This window comes from Falsigemmobacter intermedius, assembly GCF_004054105.1.
GTDB lineage: Bacteria > Pseudomonadota > Alphaproteobacteria > Rhodobacterales > Rhodobacteraceae > Wagnerdoeblera > Wagnerdoeblera intermedia.
Map to the genome: position 1 here is coordinate 1 of NZ_SBLC01000039.1, position 21859 is coordinate 21859.

20 protein-coding genes are annotated in these 21859 nt (G+C 62.3%); 11 read left to right on the forward strand and 9 right to left on the reverse strand.

Going from position 1 to position 21859, the window contains the following annotated elements:
• Positions 1–23 precede the first annotated feature (23 nt).
• The gene (locus EP867_RS16480) at positions 24–902 is read right to left on the reverse strand and encodes a LysR family transcriptional regulator (RefSeq protein WP_164888914.1); all 879 of its coding nucleotides are present in this window, start codon (positions 900–902) and stop codon (positions 24–26) included.
• Positions 903–1089: 187 nt separating this feature from the next.
• Between EP867_RS16480 and EP867_RS16485 the strand changes: the two genes are divergently transcribed.
• Positions 1090–2337 carry a CaiB/BaiF CoA transferase family protein gene (locus EP867_RS16485; RefSeq protein ID WP_128490566.1) on the forward strand — a complete coding sequence of 416 codons (1248 nt, stop codon included), beginning with the start codon at positions 1090–1092 and terminating at the stop codon, positions 2335–2337.
• A gap of 97 nt (positions 2338–2434) precedes the next feature.
• On the opposite strand, the gene EP867_RS16490 is transcribed toward EP867_RS16485, so the two are convergent.
• From EP867_RS16490 to EP867_RS16500, 3 genes are read right to left on the reverse strand one after another with little or no spacing between them, the layout of a single operon-like run.
• On the reverse strand, positions 2435–3742 hold the full coding sequence (locus EP867_RS16490) for a TRAP transporter large permease (protein WP_128490567.1): 1308 nt from the start codon (positions 3740–3742) through the stop codon (positions 2435–2437).
• Complete coding sequence (locus tag EP867_RS16495; protein WP_128490568.1) at positions 3742–4242, reverse strand: TRAP transporter small permease; 501 nt, start codon at positions 4240–4242, stop codon at positions 3742–3744. Before EP867_RS16495 ends, EP867_RS16490 begins: the two co-directional genes overlap by 1 nt.
• 8 nt (positions 4243–4250) lie before the next feature.
• Positions 4251–5222, reverse strand: a complete 972-nt coding sequence (locus EP867_RS16500) for a TRAP transporter substrate-binding protein (protein ID WP_164888915.1) — start codon at positions 5220–5222, stop codon at positions 4251–4253.
• A 362-nt stretch (positions 5223–5584) separates the two neighbouring features.
• Between EP867_RS16500 and EP867_RS16505 the strand changes: the two genes are divergently transcribed.
• Positions 5585–6196 (forward strand): flavin reductase family protein, encoded by a 612-nt coding sequence (locus EP867_RS16505; protein WP_128490570.1) that lies wholly within the window; start codon positions 5585–5587, stop codon positions 6194–6196.
• 304 nt (positions 6197–6500) lie between these two features.
• Here the strand turns inward: EP867_RS16505 and EP867_RS16510 are convergent, their stop codons facing one another.
• The 3 genes from EP867_RS16510 to EP867_RS16520 all read right to left on the reverse strand — a co-directional run bounded on the left by EP867_RS16510 (position 6501) and on the right by EP867_RS16520 (position 10082).
• The gene (locus EP867_RS16510; protein WP_128490571.1) at positions 6501–8336 is read right to left on the reverse strand and encodes a helix-turn-helix domain-containing protein; all 1836 of its coding nucleotides are present in this window, start codon (positions 8334–8336) and stop codon (positions 6501–6503) included.
• 199 nt (positions 8337–8535) lie between these two features.
• Positions 8536–9831 carry a type II toxin-antitoxin system HipA family toxin gene (locus tag EP867_RS16515; RefSeq protein WP_128490572.1) on the reverse strand — a complete coding sequence of 432 codons (1296 nt, stop codon included), beginning with the start codon at positions 9829–9831 and terminating at the stop codon, positions 8536–8538.
• Positions 9831–10082, reverse strand: coding sequence for a helix-turn-helix domain-containing protein (locus EP867_RS16520; protein ID WP_128490573.1), 252 nt, complete (start codon positions 10080–10082; stop codon positions 9831–9833). The genes EP867_RS16515 and EP867_RS16520 overlap by 1 nt, the downstream gene beginning before the upstream one ends.
• A gap of 346 nt (positions 10083–10428) precedes the next feature.
• Here EP867_RS16520 and repA point away from each other — a divergent pair, with 346 nt between their 5' ends.
• The 9 genes from repA to EP867_RS16565 all read left to right on the forward strand — a co-directional run bounded on the left by repA (position 10429) and on the right by EP867_RS16565 (position 21094).
• Complete coding sequence (gene repA / locus EP867_RS16525; RefSeq protein WP_128490574.1) at positions 10429–11604, forward strand: plasmid partitioning protein RepA; 1176 nt, start codon at positions 10429–10431, stop codon at positions 11602–11604.
• A 1-nt stretch (position 11605) separates the two neighbouring features.
• Positions 11606–12550, forward strand: coding sequence for a plasmid partitioning protein RepB (repB, locus tag EP867_RS16530; protein ID WP_128490575.1), 945 nt, complete (start codon positions 11606–11608; stop codon positions 12548–12550).
• A 187-nt stretch (positions 12551–12737) separates the two neighbouring features.
• Complete coding sequence (gene repC / locus EP867_RS16535) at positions 12738–13928, forward strand: plasmid replication protein RepC (protein ID WP_128490576.1); 1191 nt, start codon at positions 12738–12740, stop codon at positions 13926–13928.
• A gap of 40 nt (positions 13929–13968) precedes the next feature.
• Complete coding sequence (locus EP867_RS16540) at positions 13969–14787, forward strand: OST-HTH/LOTUS domain-containing protein (RefSeq protein WP_128490577.1); 819 nt, start codon at positions 13969–13971, stop codon at positions 14785–14787.
• A gap of 1194 nt (positions 14788–15981) precedes the next feature.
• A complete protein-coding gene (locus EP867_RS16545; protein WP_277749371.1) occupies positions 15982–17037 on the forward strand; it encodes a TolC family protein in 1056 nt (351 codons plus the stop codon).
• Positions 17038–17066: 29 nt separating this feature from the next.
• Positions 17067–17858: a SapC family protein gene (locus EP867_RS16550; RefSeq protein ID WP_128490579.1), complete on the forward strand. Its 792-nt coding sequence runs from the start codon at positions 17067–17069 to the stop codon at positions 17856–17858.
• A 91-nt stretch (positions 17859–17949) separates the two neighbouring features.
• A complete protein-coding gene (locus EP867_RS16555) occupies positions 17950–18768 on the forward strand; it encodes an LEPR-XLL domain-containing protein (protein WP_128490580.1) in 819 nt (272 codons plus the stop codon).
• Positions 18765–19820 (forward strand): hypothetical protein, encoded by a 1056-nt coding sequence (locus EP867_RS16560; protein WP_128490581.1) that lies wholly within the window; start codon positions 18765–18767, stop codon positions 19818–19820. Before EP867_RS16555 ends, EP867_RS16560 begins: the two co-directional genes overlap by 4 nt.
• The gene (locus tag EP867_RS16565; protein WP_241656947.1) at positions 19817–21094 is read left to right on the forward strand and encodes an FAD-dependent oxidoreductase; all 1278 of its coding nucleotides are present in this window, start codon (positions 19817–19819) and stop codon (positions 21092–21094) included. The genes EP867_RS16560 and EP867_RS16565 overlap by 4 nt, the downstream gene beginning before the upstream one ends.
• 33 nt (positions 21095–21127) lie before the next feature.
• Here the strand turns inward: EP867_RS16565 and EP867_RS16570 are convergent, their stop codons facing one another.
• Positions 21128–21616, reverse strand: coding sequence for an Lrp/AsnC family transcriptional regulator (locus EP867_RS16570; RefSeq protein WP_128490583.1), 489 nt, complete (start codon positions 21614–21616; stop codon positions 21128–21130).
• On the reverse strand, positions 21613–21859 hold a 247-nt coding region (locus tag EP867_RS20075), incomplete at its 5' end, for a hypothetical protein (RefSeq protein WP_206616358.1). The genes EP867_RS16570 and EP867_RS20075, both read right to left, overlap by 4 nt.

Consider the following 21859-nt stretch of genomic DNA (forward strand, 5'->3'; position numbering starts at 1 on the left):
ATCAGAAGACTCGCTTTCGCCGATCACCGCCACCCCAAAAACCTCCGTGTCGTGTAGTGTGGGTTTTTCTGAAAGACGGCATAGATGCCGTTTTCAAACTCTGAAAACGTCACATCATGATGCGGCAGCACCTGCACCAGCCGCCCGCTTGAGAGATGCTCCGCCACCGACCAGTAGTTCATGATCGAGATCCCGGCCCCGTCGAGGGTTGCCTGCAAAAGCGCAAGCCCGCTGTTTGACGTAAAGACCCCGCTGGCGCGGATTGAGACCTCCGGCCCGCCGCTGGCCGGGCGCAGCCGCCACAGAGGCGCGGTCTCATTGATGCGGTAGTTCAGGCAGGAATGCCGCTCAAGATCCTCGGGGATCTGCGGGGCGGGGTGGCGGGCCAGATAGGCCGGGCTCGCGCAAAGGATGCGCTGCGAGGGCAGCAGTTTGCGCGCCACCAGGCTGCTGTCCTGCAGCTTGCCCATGCGGATGTCGATATCAAACCCCTTGGCGACCAGATCGACGGCATGGTTTGACAGCTCCAGGTCGACCCGGATCTCCGGAAATTTCGCATGAAAGCGGTGCAGCGCCGGCACGATGAACTGATGCCCGATCACATTGCGCGAATGGACCCGCAAAAGCCCCGCAGGCGCGCGGTCAAGCTCTGCAACCTCAACCCGCGCCTCGCGGATGTGGTTGAGGATTTCCTGAAGCCTGCCGTGATAAAGCTGACCGGCCTCTGTCAGCGACAGGTTCCGGCTGGTGCGGTTCATCAGCTTAACGTTGAGATGTTCCTCAAGATCGTTGATATGCCGCGAAACGGTCGCGGGGGAGCAGTTCAGTCGCCGCCCCGCCTCGGAAAATGAGCCTGCCCGCACGACGCAGTCATAGACTTCTGCAGATTTCAGCCATTCCATAGCGACCCCCTTACTTTGCGCCATCTTTTCCCGCCACGGCGTGATCAGGTCAAGGCTTTTCAGATTTTGAAAAGATGGTTCTCGATCACAGCCGGTTCTGCCGCTCTTCTCTTACGCCTATCGCTTTCTCAGGCCCGGGTTCCGCGACCCTTTTGCGACCCGGGGCAGACTGAAAAAGGACGAGACTATGACCGAGACACCCACCGCCCCGGCTGCCACTGCGGGGCCTTTGTCACATCTGAAGGTGCTTGATCTTTCGCGCGTGCTGGCCGGTCCCTGGGCGGGGCAGATCTTTGCCGATCTCGGCGCAGAGGTGATCAAGGTAGAGCGCCCCGGCGCCGGGGATGACACCCGCTCCTGGGGGCCTCCCTTCCTGAAAGACCTTGACGGCAATGAGACCCGCGAGAGCGGCTATTACCTGGCCGCCAACCGGGGCAAACGCTCGGTGACCGTGAACATCGGCACGCCGGAAGGCCAGGAGATCATCCGCACTCTGGCGAAAGAGGCCGATATCGTCCTCGAGAACTTCAAGACCGGCACGCTGAAGCGCTTTGGTCTGGATTACGAGAGCCTCCGGGCGGTGAATGAGCGGATCATCTATTGCTCGCTGACCGGCTTTGGTCAGAACGGACCGCGCGCCAATCAGGTGGCCTATGACTTCCTGATCCAGGCCATGGGCGGTCTGATGTCGATCACCGGGGAAGAGGACGGCAGGCCGGGCGGCGGGCCGCAGAAGGTCGGTCTGCCGATCGTTGACCTGACCACCGGGCTTTATCTCGTCATCGGTGCGCTGGCCGCTCTGGCGCGGCGTGAGCAGACCGGGCGCGGGGATTATCTCGATCTCGCCATGCTCGATGTGCAGGTCGCGCTGCTGGCCAATCAGGCCATGAACCATCTGCTGACCGGCAATGTGCCGCGCCGCTATGGCAACGGCCATCCCAATATCATGCCGCAGCAGGTCTTTGCCTGCCGTGATGGCCGCATCGTGCTGGCCGTTGGCAATGATGAGCAATATGCCCGCCTGGCCCGGCTTCTCAACGACCCGCTGATGCTGGAAGAGCGTTTCGTGAAGAACCGCGACCGGGTGCAGTACCGCGATGAGCTTCTGGGCCGGATTGCCGAGGTCTTCGCAACCTTTGAGCGCGCCGATCTGCTGGCCCGCCTCGATGCCGCCGATATCCCCGCGGGGCCGATCAACACGGTCGCCGAAGCCCTGCAGGAGCCGCAGATTGCCGAGCGTGGCATGGTGACCCGCCTTGCCCATCCGCTCTCGGGGGAGGTGCCTCAGGTCCTCAGCCCGCTGAAGTTCCGTGAAGCCAAGGGCGCGCTGCCCAAAGCGCCGCCGCTTCTGGGCGCGGATACCGATGACATCCTCGACGGCCTGGGGCTGAGCGATGAGCAGCGTGCCGGCCTGCGCGCGCGCGGCATCATCTGAGCGCCTCTCTTCTCCCGGCCCCCGTGCCGGGAGGATCCGAACAAAGACCCCCCCCCCCGCGGTCTGACCGCGGGGGGCATCTTTTTCTTTGCAGATCTTACTTCCCTGCCGCGAGGGAGGGCAGCCAGAGCGCCACTTCCGGCACCAGCGCCGTGATCAGCATCGACAAAAGCATCAGCATCACCCAGGGCGCAGAGGCGCGGTAGACCTCACGCAGCGGCTCTCCCGTGGCGGCTTTCAGCGCAAAGAGCGTATAGCCGAAGGGGGGCGTGATCCCGCCGATCGTCAGGTTGACCAGCACCAGCGTCCAGAACCACAGCGGGTCAATCCCGGCTGCCGCAACGAGGGTCTTGAAGATCGGGATCAGCATCAGCATCAGCGCGATCGGATCCACGAAGAGCGACATCACAAAGATCATCAGCTGCATCGCGATCAGCAAAAGCCACGGATTATCCGCCAGCTGCTGGCCTACGATCACCAGATTGCGCGTCGCCCCCGAGAAGGCGAGAAGCTGGCCGAAGAGGTTTGAAGCCACCACGATGACCATAATCATCGTGCAGATCGACATGGCCCCGCCAAGTGCCTCACCCAGCATCTTAAAGCTGAAGCGGCGATAGATCAGCGCCACCAGAACCGCGCCCACAACCCCGGTTGCCGCCGCCTCTGAGGGCGTGGTGATCCCCAGAAGGATCAGGCCCATGATCGAGAAGATCACCAGCGAGAAGGGGGCCATCAGCAGCAGCGACGCCAGAACGCCGGGCCTGTCCTCATCCGCATCCGCGGCTTCAGGGGCCAGCGAAGGGTCGCGCCAGCAGCGCCAGAACAGATAGCACAGAAACAGCGTGCCGCAGACCACCGCCGGACCGATGCCCGAAATCAGCATCTGGCTGACCGAAATATCGGCCATGGTGGCAATGACGACGGCCAGAACCGAGGGCGGGATCAGCGGCGCCAGCGATGCTCCCGCCATGATCGCCCCCATCGAGAGCCTGGAATCATAATTCCGCGCCCGCATCCGCGGATAGAGCGAACGGCCCAGCATGGCAGCCACGGCCATCGCCGCACCGGCCAGCGCCCCGAAGAGAAACGAGATGAAGATCGTCAGCACGAACTGGCGTCCGCGCAGCCGCCCGATCAGCCCGTCCGAGGCCCGCAGCAGATTTTCGACCGAGCCTGACCGTGTCAGGATCTCGCCCATCAGCAGAAACAGCGGGATCGCGGTGAGTGTGCCAAGGTTTGCGCTGTCAAAGATCGAGTTGGCGGCCAGAGAGATGCCGCGCATCCCCATCAGATACCAGACCGTCGCCAGGTTGATGGCAAAGAAGCCGACAAAGAGCGGAGCCCCGGTCAGAAAGGCCAGCAGCAGCAGCGTCAGACTGCCGCTCAGGATCATCCACCATTCCATCAGAAAAGTCCCGCCTCTGCAGTTTGCCCGGGCTTCAGAACATGGCGCAGAAAATGCAGCCCTGCGCTGAAGAAGCCATAGGTCAGCCAGGCCGAAATCCAGATTTTCGGAATCGGATTGACCCTTACCAGCATCTCAGCCCGCTCAATCTGCAGCAGGTTTGCCCGCAGGCAGATCCAGGCAACAACCAGGCAGACGACACAGGAGAACAAAGACAGCAGCCGGTCAGCCTCAACCCGCCAGCGCCCGCGCAGTGCCGAGACAACGAAATCAATCGCAATATGGCCCTTTGCCCGGCTGATCTCCGGCAGCGCGAGGCTGACAGAGATGCACAGCATATAGGCCACAACTTCGTTCGACCAGGAGGTGGGCGCGTTAAAGAAATAACGCGCCGCAACTTCCCAGCAATAGGCCAGGGTAATCACCGCCAGCCCCGCCTTTGCCCCCTGGAAGGAGGCAAAGGTCAGCCTGTCATGCCAGGCTTCAAGGGTCTTCAGCATCGGATGCCTCAGTCGCTCAGGCCGGCGTCAACGGCGAGCTTGCGCAGCGCATCGCTGTTGTCCTGACCGCAGCAGTCGGCAACCACTTTCCAGACGCCTTCTGCATAGGCCTTCGAGACTTTCTCATAGGCGGCATCCGAGAAACGGGTGACTTCGACACCGGCTTCGGCAAGCGCTTTCAGCTCACCCTCTGCGGCCTCATTGCCGATGCGGATGGTGTCCGCTTCGGTGCGGATCGCGGCTTCTTCGACCTTGGCCTTCACCTCATCCGACAGGCCGTTCCAGGCGTCGAGGTTCATCGCGATATAGGACACCATCTGCCCGAAGGTCGGCTCGGTCCGGAATTTCGCCACTTCGAAGTGACGGGTTGCGCGGAACACCGACTGCGGCGCGCAGGCCCCGTCCACAACACCGCGCTCGAGGCTGGAGTAGAGCTCGCCCATATCGGTCGACACCGCCGCACCGCCCAGAGCCTCAATGACCGGGACGTAGTTCGACACGCCACGGATCTTGCGGCCGGCCCAGTCAGAGTTTTCGCTCAGCGGGCTGCGCAGATAGCAGTGAATGCCCGAGGTGCCGACGGCCACGCTGGCCAGCAGCTTCAGGTTATGCTCTTTCTGGAAGTAGGTGTCCATAAAGCCGAATACGCCCGACGAGCGGATCTTTTCCATATCCGGCGCCATGGCGCTGGTGGCGATGTTCAGCGCCTTGGAGTGATAGGTCGGATAGGTGTAGATGAAATCAAATACACCGTCCTGGGTGGGCGTCAGCTGCTCATAGGCCGGAACCGTTTCGGTCCCGAAAATCTCAAGCTCGATGCCGCTGCCGGTTTCTTCCAGATTCCGTTTGAACTCCAGCGCGGGCATGTAAGCCATCACGTTGGTCTCGTTCCAGCTCTGGATCATCCGCATGGTCTGGGCAGAGCCAGGCGTTGCGAGCATCAGGCATGCAACGGCCGTCAGAACGCTTTTCTTCATCATCAGTTTTCTCCCCCTTTGAGCATGCGCCCGCTCTGTGCGGGCCATGCATCTGGTCGTTCCCTGCCCTCTGGATCACTTAACGAGCCCCGAAGTTGCAATCCTTAAATGCACAGGGGCTGCGGACATATCCGTGACACAGTCCGAGAATGCGCTTCCGGCGTGAAATCCGCAATATGTTGAAATAAGTAATAAAAATAGCGCTTCCGTGAAAATTATCGGCGCCCGAAAGGATCAGATCAGCGCCCGTCTTTTCAAAAAGTGAAAAGATCTTTTGCCCGGCCGGCGGCGGTTTGAGGGGCTGCGGGGGCTTTTGATCGCAGCGCCCCCGGGTTAGCCATAGGCTCGCTTGTACGGGGGATCTTATGTTTTATCAGCCAGAGCTGGGCCACGGCCTGCCGCATTGTCCGTTCCGCGCAATGGTGTCACCGCGACCCATTGCCTGGATCTCTTCGGTCTCCGCCTCAGGTGCCGTGAACCTCGCCCCTTACAGCTTCTTCAATGCCATCGCCGGCAGCCCGCCGATGGTGATGTTCGTCTCGGAAGGCCATAAGGACACGATCCGCAACATCAAAGAAACCGGGGAGTTTGTGGTCAATCTCGCCAGCCGCGCGCTGGCCGAGAAGCTCAATGTCACCTCCGTTGCCTGGTCCTCAGAGGTGAATGAATTTGAGGCCGCCGGGATTCGGGCAGAGCCGTCCCGCCTGCTGCGCGCGCCGCGCGTTGCCGATGCGGCCGGCGCGCTGGAGTGCCGCGTCACGACCATCCTTCCGGTCCCGGATCTGACCGGCGATGTCGGAGAGCGCACGATGGCCATCGCCCAGGTCGTGGGCATCCATCTGCGCGACGACTGCCTTGAGGACGGTCGTTTCGACATTCGCCGTGCCGGGCTGATCGCGCGCTGCGGCTACTGGGACTACCAGGAGACGACCGAGCTTTTCGAAATGCCGCGCCCCGATCACATCACTCCGCATTGAGAACCGGCCCCGCCGCTCCGGCTGCCTGAGACCCGGACTGGCTCCGTGCCTTTCCTGGCAGCCGGCGCGACCGGCATCTCCTGGTGTTCCTCACCGCGCGCAACTCGCAGCAGGCGGCGCGAAGCGGTTCACCGCGCCTGACGCAGCGGGCAACCGCCCGTATTCGCGCTACGCAGCCTCACATGACCTGTCTTCAGGCGGGTCCGGCTTTTCGTCCGCTCCCGAGGCCCCCCAAAATCACCTGCAAGGGTGAACGGGCCTTCGGGCCTCGCCCTCTGAACCTTCAAAACATCTCAAGCCCCCTTCAGACCCTGCGTCGAAGGTGGTGGAGGCGCAGGGCGATGTGCTGCTCGACCAGCGGGGAGCCTGTGGCTGAGGCACCAAGGAGCGCCAAGGCCGCCTCGATGCGGTTATGGACGGTGTTCACATGCACGCCCATAAGCCGCGCGGTCAGGCTGGCATTGCGGCCATTGTCGAGAAAATTCAGCAAAGTCTCACAAAGCTTGCCGTTTCGCGCTGCATCGTGACGCAGCAAAGGGCCGATCAGCGCCTCAAGCACCTGATCCACCCGGGAGCTGTCGTGGCCGTGAAAAAGCACAGCGTAAAGCGACATTTCCGGCTCATAACTGACCTGCTTTTCAATGCCGAGACAGCGGGAGAGATCAAGGCAGAGCCTGACGGCGGGAAGGCACTGACGGAGGGCCGCAAGCCCCTGAACGGGCGCGGAAAGCGCGGCCTGTCCGCTCAGGCGAAGATCGCCGTAAATCAGCTCGTTGAGCCGCTGTCGCAAGGCCTGCGGCGCATCCGCCTCTGTCAGGAGAACCAGGTGGTCATTCCATTCCCCGATCAGCCCGGCCCTCGGCCCAAGGGCAGTGCGCAGCCTGCGCGCGAGGGCGGGAAGCTGGGCCTGCTCTGCCTCAATCACGCCCAGATGCAGCGGGCGGGTCAGCGCCAGATCGTGCCGCTGCAACTCTTCGCTCAGGGCGCTGCCCTCATTGCGACCGCCGTCGAGGAGGCGGTGGATCAGCCGCGCCGCGCTGCGGTTCCCGGCCTCCCGGGCATCGGTTTCAGGGCGCAGATGAAGGGCCAGAAGCGCGCCCGCGCGCTCAAAAAAGGCGCGCATTGCCTCAGAAAGCGCGGCCTGCCGGCTCAGGACCAGGGAGCCTGCCGCGCCGCTGCCTGCACTCAGCGCGACCACATGATGCACAAGCCCGCCCTCGCTGAGCATCTGACAGCGTGCCGAGACCCGCGCCGCATCTGCCGCCCGCAAAAGCGGCGGACTGAGGGCCGGAACCGGCGGGACGAGGCTGCCCTCTTCCGGGGCGAGGAGGGGACGGCCGAAGGTATCTGCGAGAGTGACCCTGCCGTCGAACATCCGCCCCAGAAGGGCAAGGGAGCCCACAGCACTCTCCCCCTCTGCCAGCCGTTCGATCATCTCCCCGAGGGCGGAGGCCGCAGAGGCCGCTTCCGCCATGCGGTCCTCCAGATCGCGGATCCGCTCACCGGCCTCGGTCAGCTGGTCCTGTAAGGCATTGTAGGTCGTCGCATTTCTGACCGCCACCGAGGCGCAGCTTGCAAGGGTTGCAAGAACCGCCACCTCCCTCGGGGTGAAGACCCGCTCTGCGCGGTCGCCCACGGTCAGCACGCCGATCACGCGGCTTCCCGCCATCAGCGGAACGGCCACCGCCGCCCGCAGACCCTCGCGCCGCGGCGTTCCGTCATTCTCGGGCGTATGGGTGATGACCGGATCATTCAGATAATCGCTTGTGGTAAATGCGGCCGCCGTCCGCACCACATGCCCCGCGATCCCCACCGAAGCCGCCGCGGTCATATAGCGTGTGGCATCAGAAGTGGCGCCATCAATCGCCAGGACCCGTAAAATCCCCTCCTGCTCACCGGAGAGCCAAGAGAGATCGCTCCCCAGAAGCTGACGCCCGCGACAGACGATGTCATGAAGCACCTCCTCCAGGCTTTTCAGCTCGGTCAGGGCGCGGGCGATATCCGAGACGGCCTGGGCCGTGCGTTCGCGCTGCTGCGACTGTTGTCCGCGTTTCCAGATCGCCAGAGCATTCTGCGCGGCCAGAACCAGAGCGCTGCGCCCCGGATGATCCTCCGGCAGGTCTGAAATCTCGCGCTGCACCTCCAGAAGCGCGCCCGGATCATCAGAGTCGTTCAGAAGCGCCAGCAGGCGTCAGGCAGGATCAGACGCGGCAGATTGAGCAGAGGAGAACAAGATTTCGATCCCGATTGTGAGATATCTCTATTAAGGTTTCCGTGCGGAACAAGCCGCAGAACACCTTGTTCCTGTGCTTTTTCATCCCTTCTCAGAAGGGGTCGGGCTACATCCTGGGCATCCGCCGGAAAAAGCCTGAGCGGATCTGTTCAGCCAGCGCCCCGGGAAAGCCCTCAGGCATCTGCGCCAGCGCCGCCTCAAAGGCGTGATCCGCCGCAAGCCGGATCTCCTCAAAGATCGTCTGCACCCGCGCGGGCGACAGACCCGCTGCCGAGCCGGTCTCAATAAAATGGCGGCCCAGAAGATCCTCAACCCGGTAATGGCGGTTCCGGCCCGCCCGCATCGCCAGCCGCATATCGCGGGGCTGCAGCCAGCCTTCCGCAAGACCCGGCTCCAGGCTGATCACATCATAAAGCGGCGCCAGCTGAAAACGGCCCCCCGGCGCCAGGCGCAGGCTGAAGTTCTTGGCGTGACCATCGGTGGCCCCCATCAGCCAGAAGAGCACCACGGCTTTGAAAAAAGCGTCCTGATCACTTTGCGGCTGATCGCTGCCGCGAAGCAGGGTGGCAATCTCGCCGATGCCCGGGCCGCTGTCGGATTGATATTTCCGCTCCGGCGGCACACCAAGCGCCTGACAGCAATCCTCCTGCGGCAGGCGCAGCAGGCGTCCGTCTTTGGCAAAGCGGCGGTCAAAGCGCTCAACAATAAGCACCCGGATCTCTTCAAACTGCGCGATCCGGCTTTGCGCCACCGGCAGGCCGAAGGCCCCCAGCAGGGCCAGACAAAAATGTTCATTCTCAACGCTGTCGCGCAGATCCATCCCGCCGCCCATCGGCCCGATCGCGGGTTTGAAAATATGGGTGGTGGGGGTGGTGCCATGGGGCTCCAGCCACTGGCCCTCTGCGTATAAAAGCGCGGTCTTGTCCTGGGCCCCCGCGACCGAGATCCGGAACTCCCGCTCGCGGCGCAGACCAAGCGGGCTTGCCTTCAGATCCCGCAAAAGGGCTGCAATCTCCGGCTCTGAGAGGGGCACGCCGCGCAGACCGGCGGGGCCGGGATCGGCCTCCGCGGGCAGAAACTGCAAAGCCCCCACACAGTCGCGCCCGATCCGGGCCAGCAGGCTGTAGGCATCCGTCCCCTCCGCCCCCACCCGCGCCGCAAGGCGGCGGCGGATATCACTGTGATCGGGCAGAAGATTGTCGAAAACCGCAATGACCGCCGCACCGCTGTAGCGGTCCTCCCGCAGCGGCAGCGACAGCGAGACCGGCATGCGATGCTCCCAGGCGAGCCAGGAGGCCGCATAGCGAAACCCGAAAGCCCCGTCCGGATCCCGCCAGAGCGCCCCGACCTTCCGGCCGTTCATCAGAACCTCCAGCGCCGGCCAGCGCGGGCGGCGGCCCATCAGAAGATCTCCTCAACGTCAGGGGCGGCGCCCCGGCTTCTCGGCGCGATCTGCAATTCCAGATCCAGCGCCGCCAGCAGATCAAAAAGGGTGTCGAGCTTCGCCCCCCCTGCCCCGCTTTCAATCAGCGAAATGGTCCGCGGCCAGACCCCGGCGCGGCGCGCCAGATCCTGCTGCGACAGTTGCTGTGCGCGGCGCGCGTTGCGCAATATATTCCCGATGTCCGCCGGGCTGCGGGAGATCTCTGACATCGGCACGACCTTTCCTGACGATGGGGCAGCATGATCTTCAGATCATAAAGCGACGATATGATCTGAAGATCATAAAGTAAATATATGATCTACAGATCATCAAATCCCCCCTGCCCCGGCCGAGTCTCACGAATCGCCTGCGCCTCAAGCGCGCTGCGACAGTCTGTCCCGACAAGGAAAACAGCCACAGAAGCTGCCCGAGGGGTCAGATTCTGCACAAACCCAGGGAACCATTTGCAGAATCATCTTGCCACGCTCCGGATTCGACCGCATTAATTACGGACAATAGTGAAAAGATCGCCAAACAGCGTAACATCAGAATCGCAAACCGGCGGCGAGAGAGCAGATGAGCACAGTAACACGGATCGACCACCTTGTCGGTGAACATGCAGCCAGGCTGTCCGAACGTCTTATGGCGCACCGCGAACAGCTGTTCCCGCCCAATGCGGCCAAACAGCTGCGCCGCTTCACCAGTGGGGAAGTGGCCGATCTTCTGGGCGTGAAAGACGCCTATCTGCGCAAACTCTCGCTCGACGGCCGGGGCCCGAACCCGGAAACCGGGCCGGGCGGCCGCCGTCTTTACACCCCCGCCGATATTATGGAGTTGCGCCATCTGCTGGAGGCGGGCGCGAAAACCCCCGGCACCTATCTGCCCGGGCGGCGCGGCGACGATCATCTGCAGGTCATCACCGTCATCAACTTCAAAGGCGGCTCGGGCAAAACCACCACCGCAGCGCATCTGGCGCAGAAATGCGCGCTCGATGGCTACCGGGTGCTGGCGATCGATCTTGACCCCCAGGCCTCGCTTTCGGCGCTGCATGGCATCCAGCCGGAATTTGACCTCCTGGAGGGCGGCACGCTTTACGATGCGATCCGCTATGATGATCCCATCCCGATGCGCGATGTGATCCGCAAAACCTATTTCACCAACCTCGATCTGGTGCCGGGCAACCTGGACCTGATGGAGTTTGAACACGACACCCCGCGGGAACTGGCCAATCGCTCCGGCCAGATGTTCTTCACCCGCATCGCTGAGAAAATCGCCGAAGTCGAAGCCGATTACGATCTGGTCATCATCGACTGCCCGCCGCAACTCGGCTTTCTGACCATGTCGGCGCTGTCCGCCGCGACGGCCGTTCTGGTCACCGTGCATCCGCAGATGCTTGATGTGATGTCGATGTGCCAGTTTCTGCTGATGACCTCGAACCTGCTCGGCGTTGTGGCCGATGCGGGCGGCAATATGAATTACGACTGGCTGCGCTATGTCGTCACCCGCTACGAGCCGGGTGACGGGCCGCAAAACCAGATGGTCAGCTTCATGCGCTCGCTTTTTGGCGAACATGTGCTCAACCACACCGTTCTGAAATCCACCGCGATCTCGGACGCCGGAATTACCAAGCAAACCCTTTATGAGATTGAAAAATCGGCCTTCACCCGCGCCACTTATGAACGCGCGATGGAAAGCCTGAATGCGGTCAACGGCGAAATCAGCGCCCTGATCCAATCCGCATGGGGACGCTGACATGGCACGTAAAAACCTGCTCGAATCGCTGATGGGCAATGACAAACCCGCAAGCCAGACCGCCGATCTGCACGCGCCGCGCTACAGCAAAGGCGCGATCGGCGCGATTTCGCGCTCTGTCGCCGATCTGCAGGCCCGCGCGCTGATTGAAATCGACGCCTCAGAGATTGACCCCGCCGGGCTGCAGGACCGCCTTGAAACCGATCCGGCAGAAGATGAGGCGCTGCGCGCCTCGATCGAAGAATATGGCCAGCAGGTGCCGGTTCTGGTGCGCCCGCATCCGAGCCAGCAGGGCCGCTATCAGATCGTTTATGGCCGCCGCCGCGTGCTGGCGCTGCGCGATCTGGGCCGCCCGGTCAAAGCCCTGGTGCGCAATCTCGACGACCGCGATCTGCTGCTTGCGCAGGGCCAGGAAAACACCGCCCGCCGCGATCTGAGCTTCATCGAAAAGGCAAACTTCGCCCGTCAGATGCAGGAAGCGGGATATGACCGCAAAATCATCGGCGACACGCTGTCGATGGATAAGACGCTGATTTCGCGTCTTTTGTCGGTGGCCGAAACGGTCCCCCTGCAGCTGATTGAGACCATCGGCGCCGCTCCTTCCGTGGGCCGGACCCGCTGGCTGGCCCTGGCCGAAGCCATCGAGGCGGGCGGCATCGAACTCGATGAAGTCTGCGCTATGGTGAACCTCAGCGACGCAGAAACCTCAGACGCCCGCTTTGAGGCCGCGTTGAGCTATATTCGTAAATATACCGCTAAGCCTAAGTCCGCAGCGGTAACCGAACCCCAGGTGATTACCTCGCTCAATGGCGTGACCATTGCAGAGGTGCGCCGCGAAAAGGGACAGACGGTTTTGAAATTCGCCAGATCCAAAGGGAAGGGATTTGACGACTGGCTGCTTGAGGCCCTGCCCGAGCTGCACAGGCGTTATTCCCAACCCGACTGAGCCGCCCCTTTCATCCGCAACGCCACAACAACAGGAGGCACGATCCGGCAAAAAAATAAGCCCCCCAGGACATGACATCCCGAGAGGCCCATTCTTCGTGTGACAACTGAGAATATCTGCCCTCTTACCAGAAGTGTCAACACCGCCATGTCCGGCGGACGGCATAGTTTTGCCTCGTGAATGGTAAATGCAGCATATTTCCACCACGCCCTGCGGGCGGCGGGCGGTCACGCCTGCGCAATTGCGCCGCGATCAGGCGCTGCGGCAGCCCCATGCCGGGCTTTCGGCTGACAAATGGCAGCTTTTCTCCGCCCTCAAAACGGCGCGGCGCCGATTCGGTCTCAACGACCGCAATCTGACCGTTCTGTCAGCGCTGCTGTCTTTCTTTCCCGATCGTGACCTCAGCGGTGGCAGCGCCCTGGTGGTCTGGCCCTCCAATGCCGTGCTCTCAGAGCGCGCGAATGGCATCCCCGAAAGCAGCCTGCGCCGTCATCTGCAGCGGCTGATCGAGGCGGGTCTGATCGCCCGTCAGGACAGCCCCAATGGCAAACGCTACGCCCGCCAGGGCCCCTGCCCCGCCGTCTTCGGCTTCTCCCTGGCCCCCCTTCTGAGCCGCAGTGCTGAGATTGAAGCCGCAGCCGCAGAAGAAACCCTGATGCAGGCGGACCTGCGCGCCACACGCGAAACCGTCATTCTTTTGCTCCGCGATACTGAGAAGACCCTCAACGCCCTCAACGCACCTCTTCCCGAAGCGCTCATTGAGATGCGTCGTGACCTGCGCCGCACCCTGCCCCTGACCGCGCTGAAACAGCTTGAGCGGCTCGCAGCCAGGCTCTGCCAGGATGCCCTTCTGCAACTTGAGAGCGCTACGGAAGTCCCTGTTTCTTATACGAAATCAGAAGAAATGAGCGCCAGTGACAGTCAAAATGAGCGGCACAATAAAGACTCTACTACAGATCTTTATGACTCTTTGACTGCTGAGAAACAGAGTAAACATGAAAGCGCCTGCGAAGATCAAAATATCACATTGAACGAAGTGCATCGCAACTGCCCTGACATCCTGCCCTACACCCGGTCCGGTCTGCACGAGTGGGGCGATCTGGTCGCCGCCGCACATTTCGCCTTTCCAATGATGGGCATCGCCTCAGCCACCTGGTCCGCCGCCGAACGAAAGCTCGGCCCGGTGCTTGCAGCCCTGTCGATTGCCGTTATCCTGCAAAAGATCGAACAAATCCCTAATCCAGGCGGTTATCTGACGCGGCTCATGCAAAACGGCACCTCTGCGCGCCGACTTCTGAACAGCCTCAGCCATCCGACCCGCAAAGTTGACAGCTGTCAACTTTTCAAAGCGCGCCATCGTGAGCCTGAATTCTCTTAAGAAACTGCCCTCCCGGATAGCCGCAACGGATGATCGCCAGATGTCAGAGCAGACCTTCACAGATCACAACGATCTGCAGAGACAGGTCGCAGAACTTCTCGGGCGCTGCATTATCCGGCTTCAGCGTTTTGAGCTGTCGTTGAAATATCTTCTCACGACTGCTGATATCGAGGTTGAGGCGAGCAGCTCGGGGACCATGCGACAGAGGCACAGGCTGCAGGGCGATCAGGATACGCTTGGGCGACTGATCGGAAAACTGCTCGGGTCCTTCATTCTGCCCGACAAGCCCGGGTTTCGGGAAATTCCGGATGGTGGGGCGGCAGGTCACATCCGCGCCCGCTGGTATGTGGTGGCCACGCCGCAAGATCATCAGCGGCTCAGCGAAGATCTGGCGGATCTGCTCTCGCTGCGAAACTATCTTGTGCACCACTTCCTCGCGGATAAAGACCTCAGAGAGATCGATGACTGCAAAAACGCACTGAGTGAACTGACGGCGGCGGAAGCAAAAATTGTTGCTCAGAGCAGCTATATTGCCGAGCTTATCGGAGATCATGATCGCTGCCGTGCCGCGATGCAGGAGCAGCTGTCTCAGGCGCCGCTTCGGGCGATGATTGCGGGTGGTCCGATCGTTTGGGAATACGCAGATATCGTCGCTGATCTGCGGGAGGCTGAGCGGAAGCTTTCCCGGGACGGCTGGACGCGGTTGCGTGATGCGGTGGCTTTCATCGCGCAGATGAAACCGGAGCAGACGCCTGAGAATTACAGGTGCAGATCATGGCCGCAGGTCCTGGATGAGTCTCGGCAGTTTGAGGTGAAGAAGTCGAAAGAAGGAGGCATCTTCTTCCGCTCCGGAATCTGAGGCAGCGCATGGCAGGATATTGCGACCCGCTGCATGATGGGGAGTGAAGCTTCCGTTTTTGTAATGAGTGGTTACTGATGCGCCCGGGCTGAGGGGCGACGGCGCTTATTCGAATGATCTTCGCATTTTGGGGGCAGGGGCTCGGTCGGCATAACGCTTTGTTCTAAGAACAAAGTCAGGATGAGGCGTTGCGGTCGAAGGTGATTTCATGGGGCGGGCGCTCTGATTATTCGATTACCCGCCAGATGCGCCTGGAAGCGCACAACTTTCTTCATGAGTTCGGGATCAGGGCTGAAGTCACTTTCTCGAAGAACAGCAATTCCGGCATCGTCATCAGAGCGCGGGCTTTGGCCGGATGCTGTTGCCGCTCCTTTGAATGGTGGAGCGGCCTTTGGCGGCGTCAAAGCTGAATGCCCGAGACACATGGGCGCCGATTGCGCTGGCTGCATTTAAGTGATCGTGGCACGTTTTTCCCGAACGGAAGGCCCCGGCGAGTGGGACGCCCCTTAGGTCTCCGCTAAGAGCCGGAACCCCCGCAGCAAATCTGGCAGGCTAAGGCTTTTGCGGGTTTCACGCATTTGAGGCAGCGTTCAGGCAGGAGTTCAGCGGTCTGTTATCCGGAGGCCCGCACAGCTAAAGCCCGGTGGGAGAGCCCGGTCTCCTTCCTTCAGCCGCTCTTTCACGCGAAACGTTCGGGACGCACCCCTGGGGGTTCTCTAGGGCTTATGTGTCTCGCAATGAAGAGACGGCCGGGGCCGGTAAGGAAAGCCGCGGCCTGGAACGTATTGAAACGGAAGTGATTTCGCGACCGGTCCCCGCGCGCTGAGACCCACATGGATTGTCGCGATTTGATCATCCTATACTTAAGATTATCCTTCGCTTTTTTCTTTCATCAGAGCGGAAAAAGCGGTAAAAAGTCGCATCTGTGAGTGGCTCGGTTTTTTGTTGGCATTGGTTGGTTGGTGCAGGAGCGGCAGCTTGACGACCGATTGTTACCCTGAAAACCAAAGAGACACCCATGACTGCGATTTCGCGCGCCGCTGCTGTTGTCCTGACTGCCGCGCCCTTTAAGGGGCAGGGCAGGGCGCGTCTCACGGGGCTGCGCCCTGCGGTTCTCAGCCTTGCGGCTGCGCTGTCGCTTTCTGTCGCGGGGGCTTCGGGAGCGCTGGCGGAAAGACGTTTGAGATCCTGGATCTGGAACGCGATGTGGCCGCCGAAGTCAGCCGTCAGGCGCGGGGGGCTTTGCGTCCGCGGGTTGCGCTGAACTTTGAGATCAACACGATCGATCAGAACGTCATGGCCTCGGATAATGAATCCTATGGCGAGGCGCGCAGCCGCTACGGCACGACGACCATGGAGCTGACCATTCGTCAGCCGATCTATGATGCGGCCCGCTGGCGGCAGATGGGCGTGGCAGATGCGCAGCGCGAGCTGACCCGGGTGAAGGCCGAACAGGCGCGCAACGACCTCATCGCACAGATGACCGACAGCTTTCTTGATGTGGCGCAGGCGCAGTTTCTGGTGCGCCGCTCAGGCTCGGTCATCCGGACGCGGCAGGCGTTCGTCGCCATGCTGGAAGCGAGCCGCGAGGCCGGTCGGGCTGATCTGAGCACGCTTTTGCGGGCCGAAGGGGATATTCTCTCCGCTGAGGGTGATCTGTCTGAGGCTGAGATGGAGCGGACCCAGGCGCTTTTCAGTTCTGCGCGCTTTGTCGGTGGCGAAGTGACGGCTGTGGCCCTGACCGACAACCGCTTCGGCATGATCGGCAGCGAGGATCTGCGTCGCAGCCTGACGCGCGAGCGGCTGTTTGATATCAGCCCGCAGATGCAGATTGCGCGGGCAGAACTCGCTCTGGCGCAAAGGCTGCATCACCGCAGCAAGGCCGGCTATCTGCCGACCGTGAACCTGACCGCTGAGGTCGGGGTCGATGAGACCGACGGCACGCTTTTTGGCGGCGGCAGTAAGATCCGCAACGGCAAGGTGGGTGTCGGCATAGAGGTGCCGCTTTATCAGGGCGGCGTGCTGGCCCGTCATGCTTCGGCCGCGGCAGAGGCACTGCGCACCGTCCGGGCGGAAGAAGAGGCCGGTCGGGTCAGCGCCGATGTGGTGCTTGAGCGCGAGTTGAACGTCGAAACCATCGACATCGAGATGCAGGTGGCCCGCCTGCAACAGCTGCGGCTTCAGCTGCGGCTGCTGGGTCTGTTCGGGGCGCTGGATGTGAACGCCCTTTCCCGTCAGCTCAATGGCTGACCTGAGTTTTTAAAGAGAGAAATCTGAGCATGGCAAAGCAACTTCTGATCTATTCCAACGTGGTTCCGGTGAACCGGGTGACCCATCGTGATCTCTCCGTGCGTCAGACCACCTCTTTCGCCTTTGCAACCGGCACCAATACCGTGCCGATCGTGGATATCGAATTCGTCAAATGCGCGGGCGAAATGCCGATCGTTTTCGCCCCCACCCAGAGCGGTCTGGTCTGTGTGGCGCTGCTGGGGGCAGAGCAGGATAAAAACGCTTTCGTCACCGCAGAAGGCACCTGGGACGGGCGCTATGTGCCCGCCTTCTTCCGCCGCTATCCCTTTGTGTTCTCGATGCAGGACGGCAGCGACCGGCTGACGCTGTGTATCGATGAGGCCTATGAGGGGCTGAACGACGAAAACCTTGGCGAGCGTCTCTTTGACGCCGCCGGGACCGAGACCAGCTACACCCGTAACGTTTTGAAATTCGTCGAGGATTATCAGGCGACCTTCGTGCGGACCCAGGATTTCTGCGCCCGTCTTGAAGCCTCGGGTCTGCTGGAAGAAGCGCGGATCGATTATGCCCTGGCCAATGGCCGTCGCGGCGGTCTGAGCGGATTTCTGCGCGTCTCGCCCACGAAACTGCGTGAACTGGGCGATGAAGAGGTCCTGCGGCTCTTCCGCAGCGGCGATCTGGATCTGATCCAGATGCATCTGATGTCGATGCAGCAGATTGAGCCGGTTGTGGCCCGCATGAGTGCTGCGTCCCCGGCTGAGGCTCAGGCTCCGGTGGCTGCGGCTGAAACCCCTGCCGAGCCCGAACCTGTCCTGAACTGAGTTCAGCGCCCTTTCCCGGCCCCGCCTGACCGGCGGGGCCGGATCTGATTTTAAAATCGGCCCCCGGGGCCGGACCCTGGGAGAGCAGAACATGAGCAGGTTGCAATTTGGCAAGCGCGGACGCCGGAACCAGCTGCAGTCGGCCGCGCCTGTTCAGACGCCCTCTGGTCTGGCCTCTCTCATTGCGGCGCTGAATGAGGCCCCGCAGCCCCGGGCGCCTTTGCATGTTCTGGCCCATCCCGCCCCGGTGCTGCAGCGCCGCGCGGGCGCGATTGAGACGCTGGAGCAGCGGCTTTTGCTCTCCTCGGATCCGCTGAGCCTTGGGGAGGCGATGAATTTCCAGGGCGCGGCGACGCTGCGGGTGGCTGAGGTTCAGGTCGATAAGGGCAACAATCAGCACGCCAGCGAGCTGCGGTTGCAGCTGGTGGGCGATGGTGCGGACAACAAAGACCGCATCCTGTCGGAGCTGTGCGTTGAGATGCGCGACGGCAAGCGCGTGGTTCTGGCCGGGACCAGCGGCAATCAGCTGCTCGACAGCCTCTCGATCAGCGGCGGGGAAGGGGCCGATCATCTGAAGATCGACGGCTCGGCGCTGGATCTGGGCAGTCTTCTGGTGAATATCGATCTCAAAGGCGGCGCGGACCGTCTGAGCGGGCCTGCGCAATCGACGCCTCTCGTCTGGACGCTGAGCGGGCGCGACAGCGGCCATGTCTCGCTTCAGGCCATCGCAGGCTCAATTGTGACGGCCGATGAGGCCACCGCGGTGGCGCTTGATGCGACCCAGCGGCTCAACGGCAAAGAGCAGATTTTCAGCTTTGCCGGGTTGAACATCTGGATCTGGCGGGGGCGCGCGACATCGTCTCCGATCAGATCGCCAGTGATGCAGGCCGCGTGGCGGACTGGGGTATGACCTGGAACAGCGACAGCGGCAAAACCAGCCTGACCCGCGCCGAAAGCAACGGCGATGTGCTGACGGCGCGCGGCGACCGGATCGGCTCCACCGCGGGGCTGACGATCACCGGGGCAGAGGGGCTGGTGCTGCGCCAGGCGGGGAGCGTTCTTGACCTCTCGGGCCAGCAGGTCAGTGCAGGCCAGGCCGGTGCAGAGTTTCATGCCGAAGACGGCATGGTCAAACTGCTGGCGGTGGGCGATGAGGACCGCCAGAAGGTCATCAGCCTTGAGACCGGGAACGTTCTGAATTTCATCGGCACCGCCGGGGACGATCAGGCGCAGCTGATCGATGGCGCGGTGATCAATCTGGGCGCAGGGTCAGACCGCATTATCGGCAGCCATGCCAATCAGGACTGGCATCTGGTCTCGCGCAACGCCGCCGGGCGCGAACTGAGCCTGGAAGTCACCCTCTCGGATCTTGACAGCGAGACCGGCGAGGCGACGGCGCGGACGAAAAAAGCGTTTGTTTACGGGGCGGATGCGATCAGCGGTGGTCATGGCGATGACCGTCTGGTGATCGGCGATCAGACCGACAGCCGCATTGAAGTGAGCAGCAGCGAGGAAGAGCCGATACTGACCCTGCGGCGTGACGGCACGACCGGCGGGCAGGCTGCGGTCACGGTGACGGGGTTTGAGGCGCTCTCTGTGGCAGATGCCGGCGCCATTCCGAACGCGCATTCGGCAGCGCGGATCCATCTTGATTACACCGGGCTGAAGGCGGGCCAGGACGCAGTCAATGTCAGCATTGATCTGACCACCGGCAGCGCCACGGGGCTGAAATCGGTCAGCGGCGTCTATGGTGTGACCACCGGTGCGGGCGATGATGTCGTGGTGGCGGCGGCAGGCACGCGGTTCATCCGCACTCATGGCGGCGATGACACCATCTCGCTGGGGCTGGCGCATGGTGATCTGCTGCTTGATGGCGGTGCGGGGACCAACACGCTGATCGGCGATCAGGGGCTGACCTGTGCGCCATCCGCGCGGCGCAGCTCGGGCTTGAGACGGTTGTGATCGAAGCGCGGGCTGCGGGCGGCACCTGTCTGAATGTGGGCTGCATTCCCTCTAAGGCGCTGATCCATGCGGCCAATGAGTTTCACGCCGCGCGTCATCTGGCCGGGGAGAACCCCTGTGGCATCACCACCTCAGCCCCGGCGATTGATCTGGGGCGCACGACGGACTGGAAAGACGGCATCGTCGCGCGGCTGACCGGGGGCGTCGCGGGGCTGTTGCGCAAAGCAAAGGTGCGGGTGATTGAGGGCCAGGCGCGGATCCTTGACGGCAAAACGGTTGAGGTTGAGACCGCGGAGGGGGCGGTGCGGCTTCGGACCGAACATCTGGTGATCGCCACCGGATCGCGGCCCCAGGCGCTTTCTGCGCTGCCCTTTGGCGGCGATATCCTGTCATCGACCGAAGCGCTGTCGCTGCGCCAGGTGCCCGGGCGGCTGGCCATCGTGGGGGGCGGCTATATCGGGCTGGAGATCGACACCGCCATGGCCAAACTCGTCGCGAAGGTGACGATAATCGAGGCAGGCCCCCGGATCCTGCCGCAATATGACGCCGATCTGACAAAGCCGGTGGCGGCGCGGCTGGCAGCGCTTGGCGTCACGGTTCTGACCGGGGCGCGGGCGGAAGCTTTCGCCGGAGGGGTCCTCAGCGTGACCACCGCAGAGGGCAGCCGCGAGATCGCAGCCGATAAGGTTCTGGTGACCGCCGGTCGCGTGCCGGTGGTGAGCGGCTTCGGGCTGGAGGAGCTTCATCTCGATCGCAGGGGGCCCTTTATTGCGGTGGATGCGCAGTGCCGCACCTCGATGCGCGGGGTCTGGGCGATCGGGGATGTGACGGGCGATCCGATGCTGGCGCATCGCGCCATGGCGCAGGGCGATCTGGTGGCCGAAGCCATTGCCGGAAAGAAGGTGAGCTGGGACAAACGCGCCATGCCTGCAGTCTGTTTCACGGATCCCGAGATCGTCACCCTGGGGGCCATGCCCGGGACTGTTCCCGGCGCTGAGGTGGCGGTTTTCCCCTTTGCAGGCAATGGCCGGTCGCTGACGCTGGAGCGCGGGGATGGCTTCGTGCGGGTGGTCTGTGAACCCTCAACCGGCCTGGTGCTGGGCCTTCAGGCGGTGGGGGCCGGGGTCTCGGAACTGGCCGGTGAATTTGCCCTAGCGCTGGAGATGGCGGCCACCCTCACCGATCTGGCGGCCACCATCCATGTCCATCCCACCCTCGGTGAAACCGTGCAGGAGGCCGCCCTGAGGGGTTTGGGCCGGGCGCTGCATATCTGATCCGGACCGGACCGGCTCTGCGGGAGCCGGGCCTTACTCCGACAGCGGAACCGGCACACCCCCCTCTTTCAGGCAGCGCAGCGCAAAGCTGGAGCGGGAGTGCCGGATCCCCGCCACCTTATAGAGTTTGCGGCGCAGAAATTCCTCATAGCCGCGCGTGCCATTGACCGCGACTTTGATGAGGTAGTCATATTCCCCGGTGGTCAGCCAGACCTCCAGCACCTCCTCCATCCGGGCCATCTCACGGCCGAAGGTCTCGAGGATGGCATCATCATGGCGGTCGAGCGTGACCTCAATGAGCACGGTCTCACCCATCCCGAGCGCCTCGCGGTTGATCATGGCGCGGTAGCCCTGGATCACGCCCTCCGCCTCAAGCTTCCGGGTGCGCTGCCAGCAGGGCGAGGCCGAAAGACCGACCTTTTCCGCCAGATCCTGGTTCGACAGCCGGCCATCGCGGCCAAGCTCGCGCAGGATGCGGCGGTCGATGTCATCAATCCGAAGTGAAGAATCTGATTTCATCATACCGACCTTTTGCAGATAATTCTTTGAATATAGGCCGTAATATCAGAAGAACGAAAAATATCAGAAGAACGAAAGGAAATTTTGCTGAGCTTCCGGCATACTGCCCCCGGACGACCAGGGAGGTCGTGTCTCGGAAGTGGTGGAAATTTGAAGGCGGCGTAATCTCCGGGTGAACTGACGCCCAGCCAACCGGCGGCGCCAACCGCCAGGGAGATCACGCCATGAAGCAGAATATCGACAGCT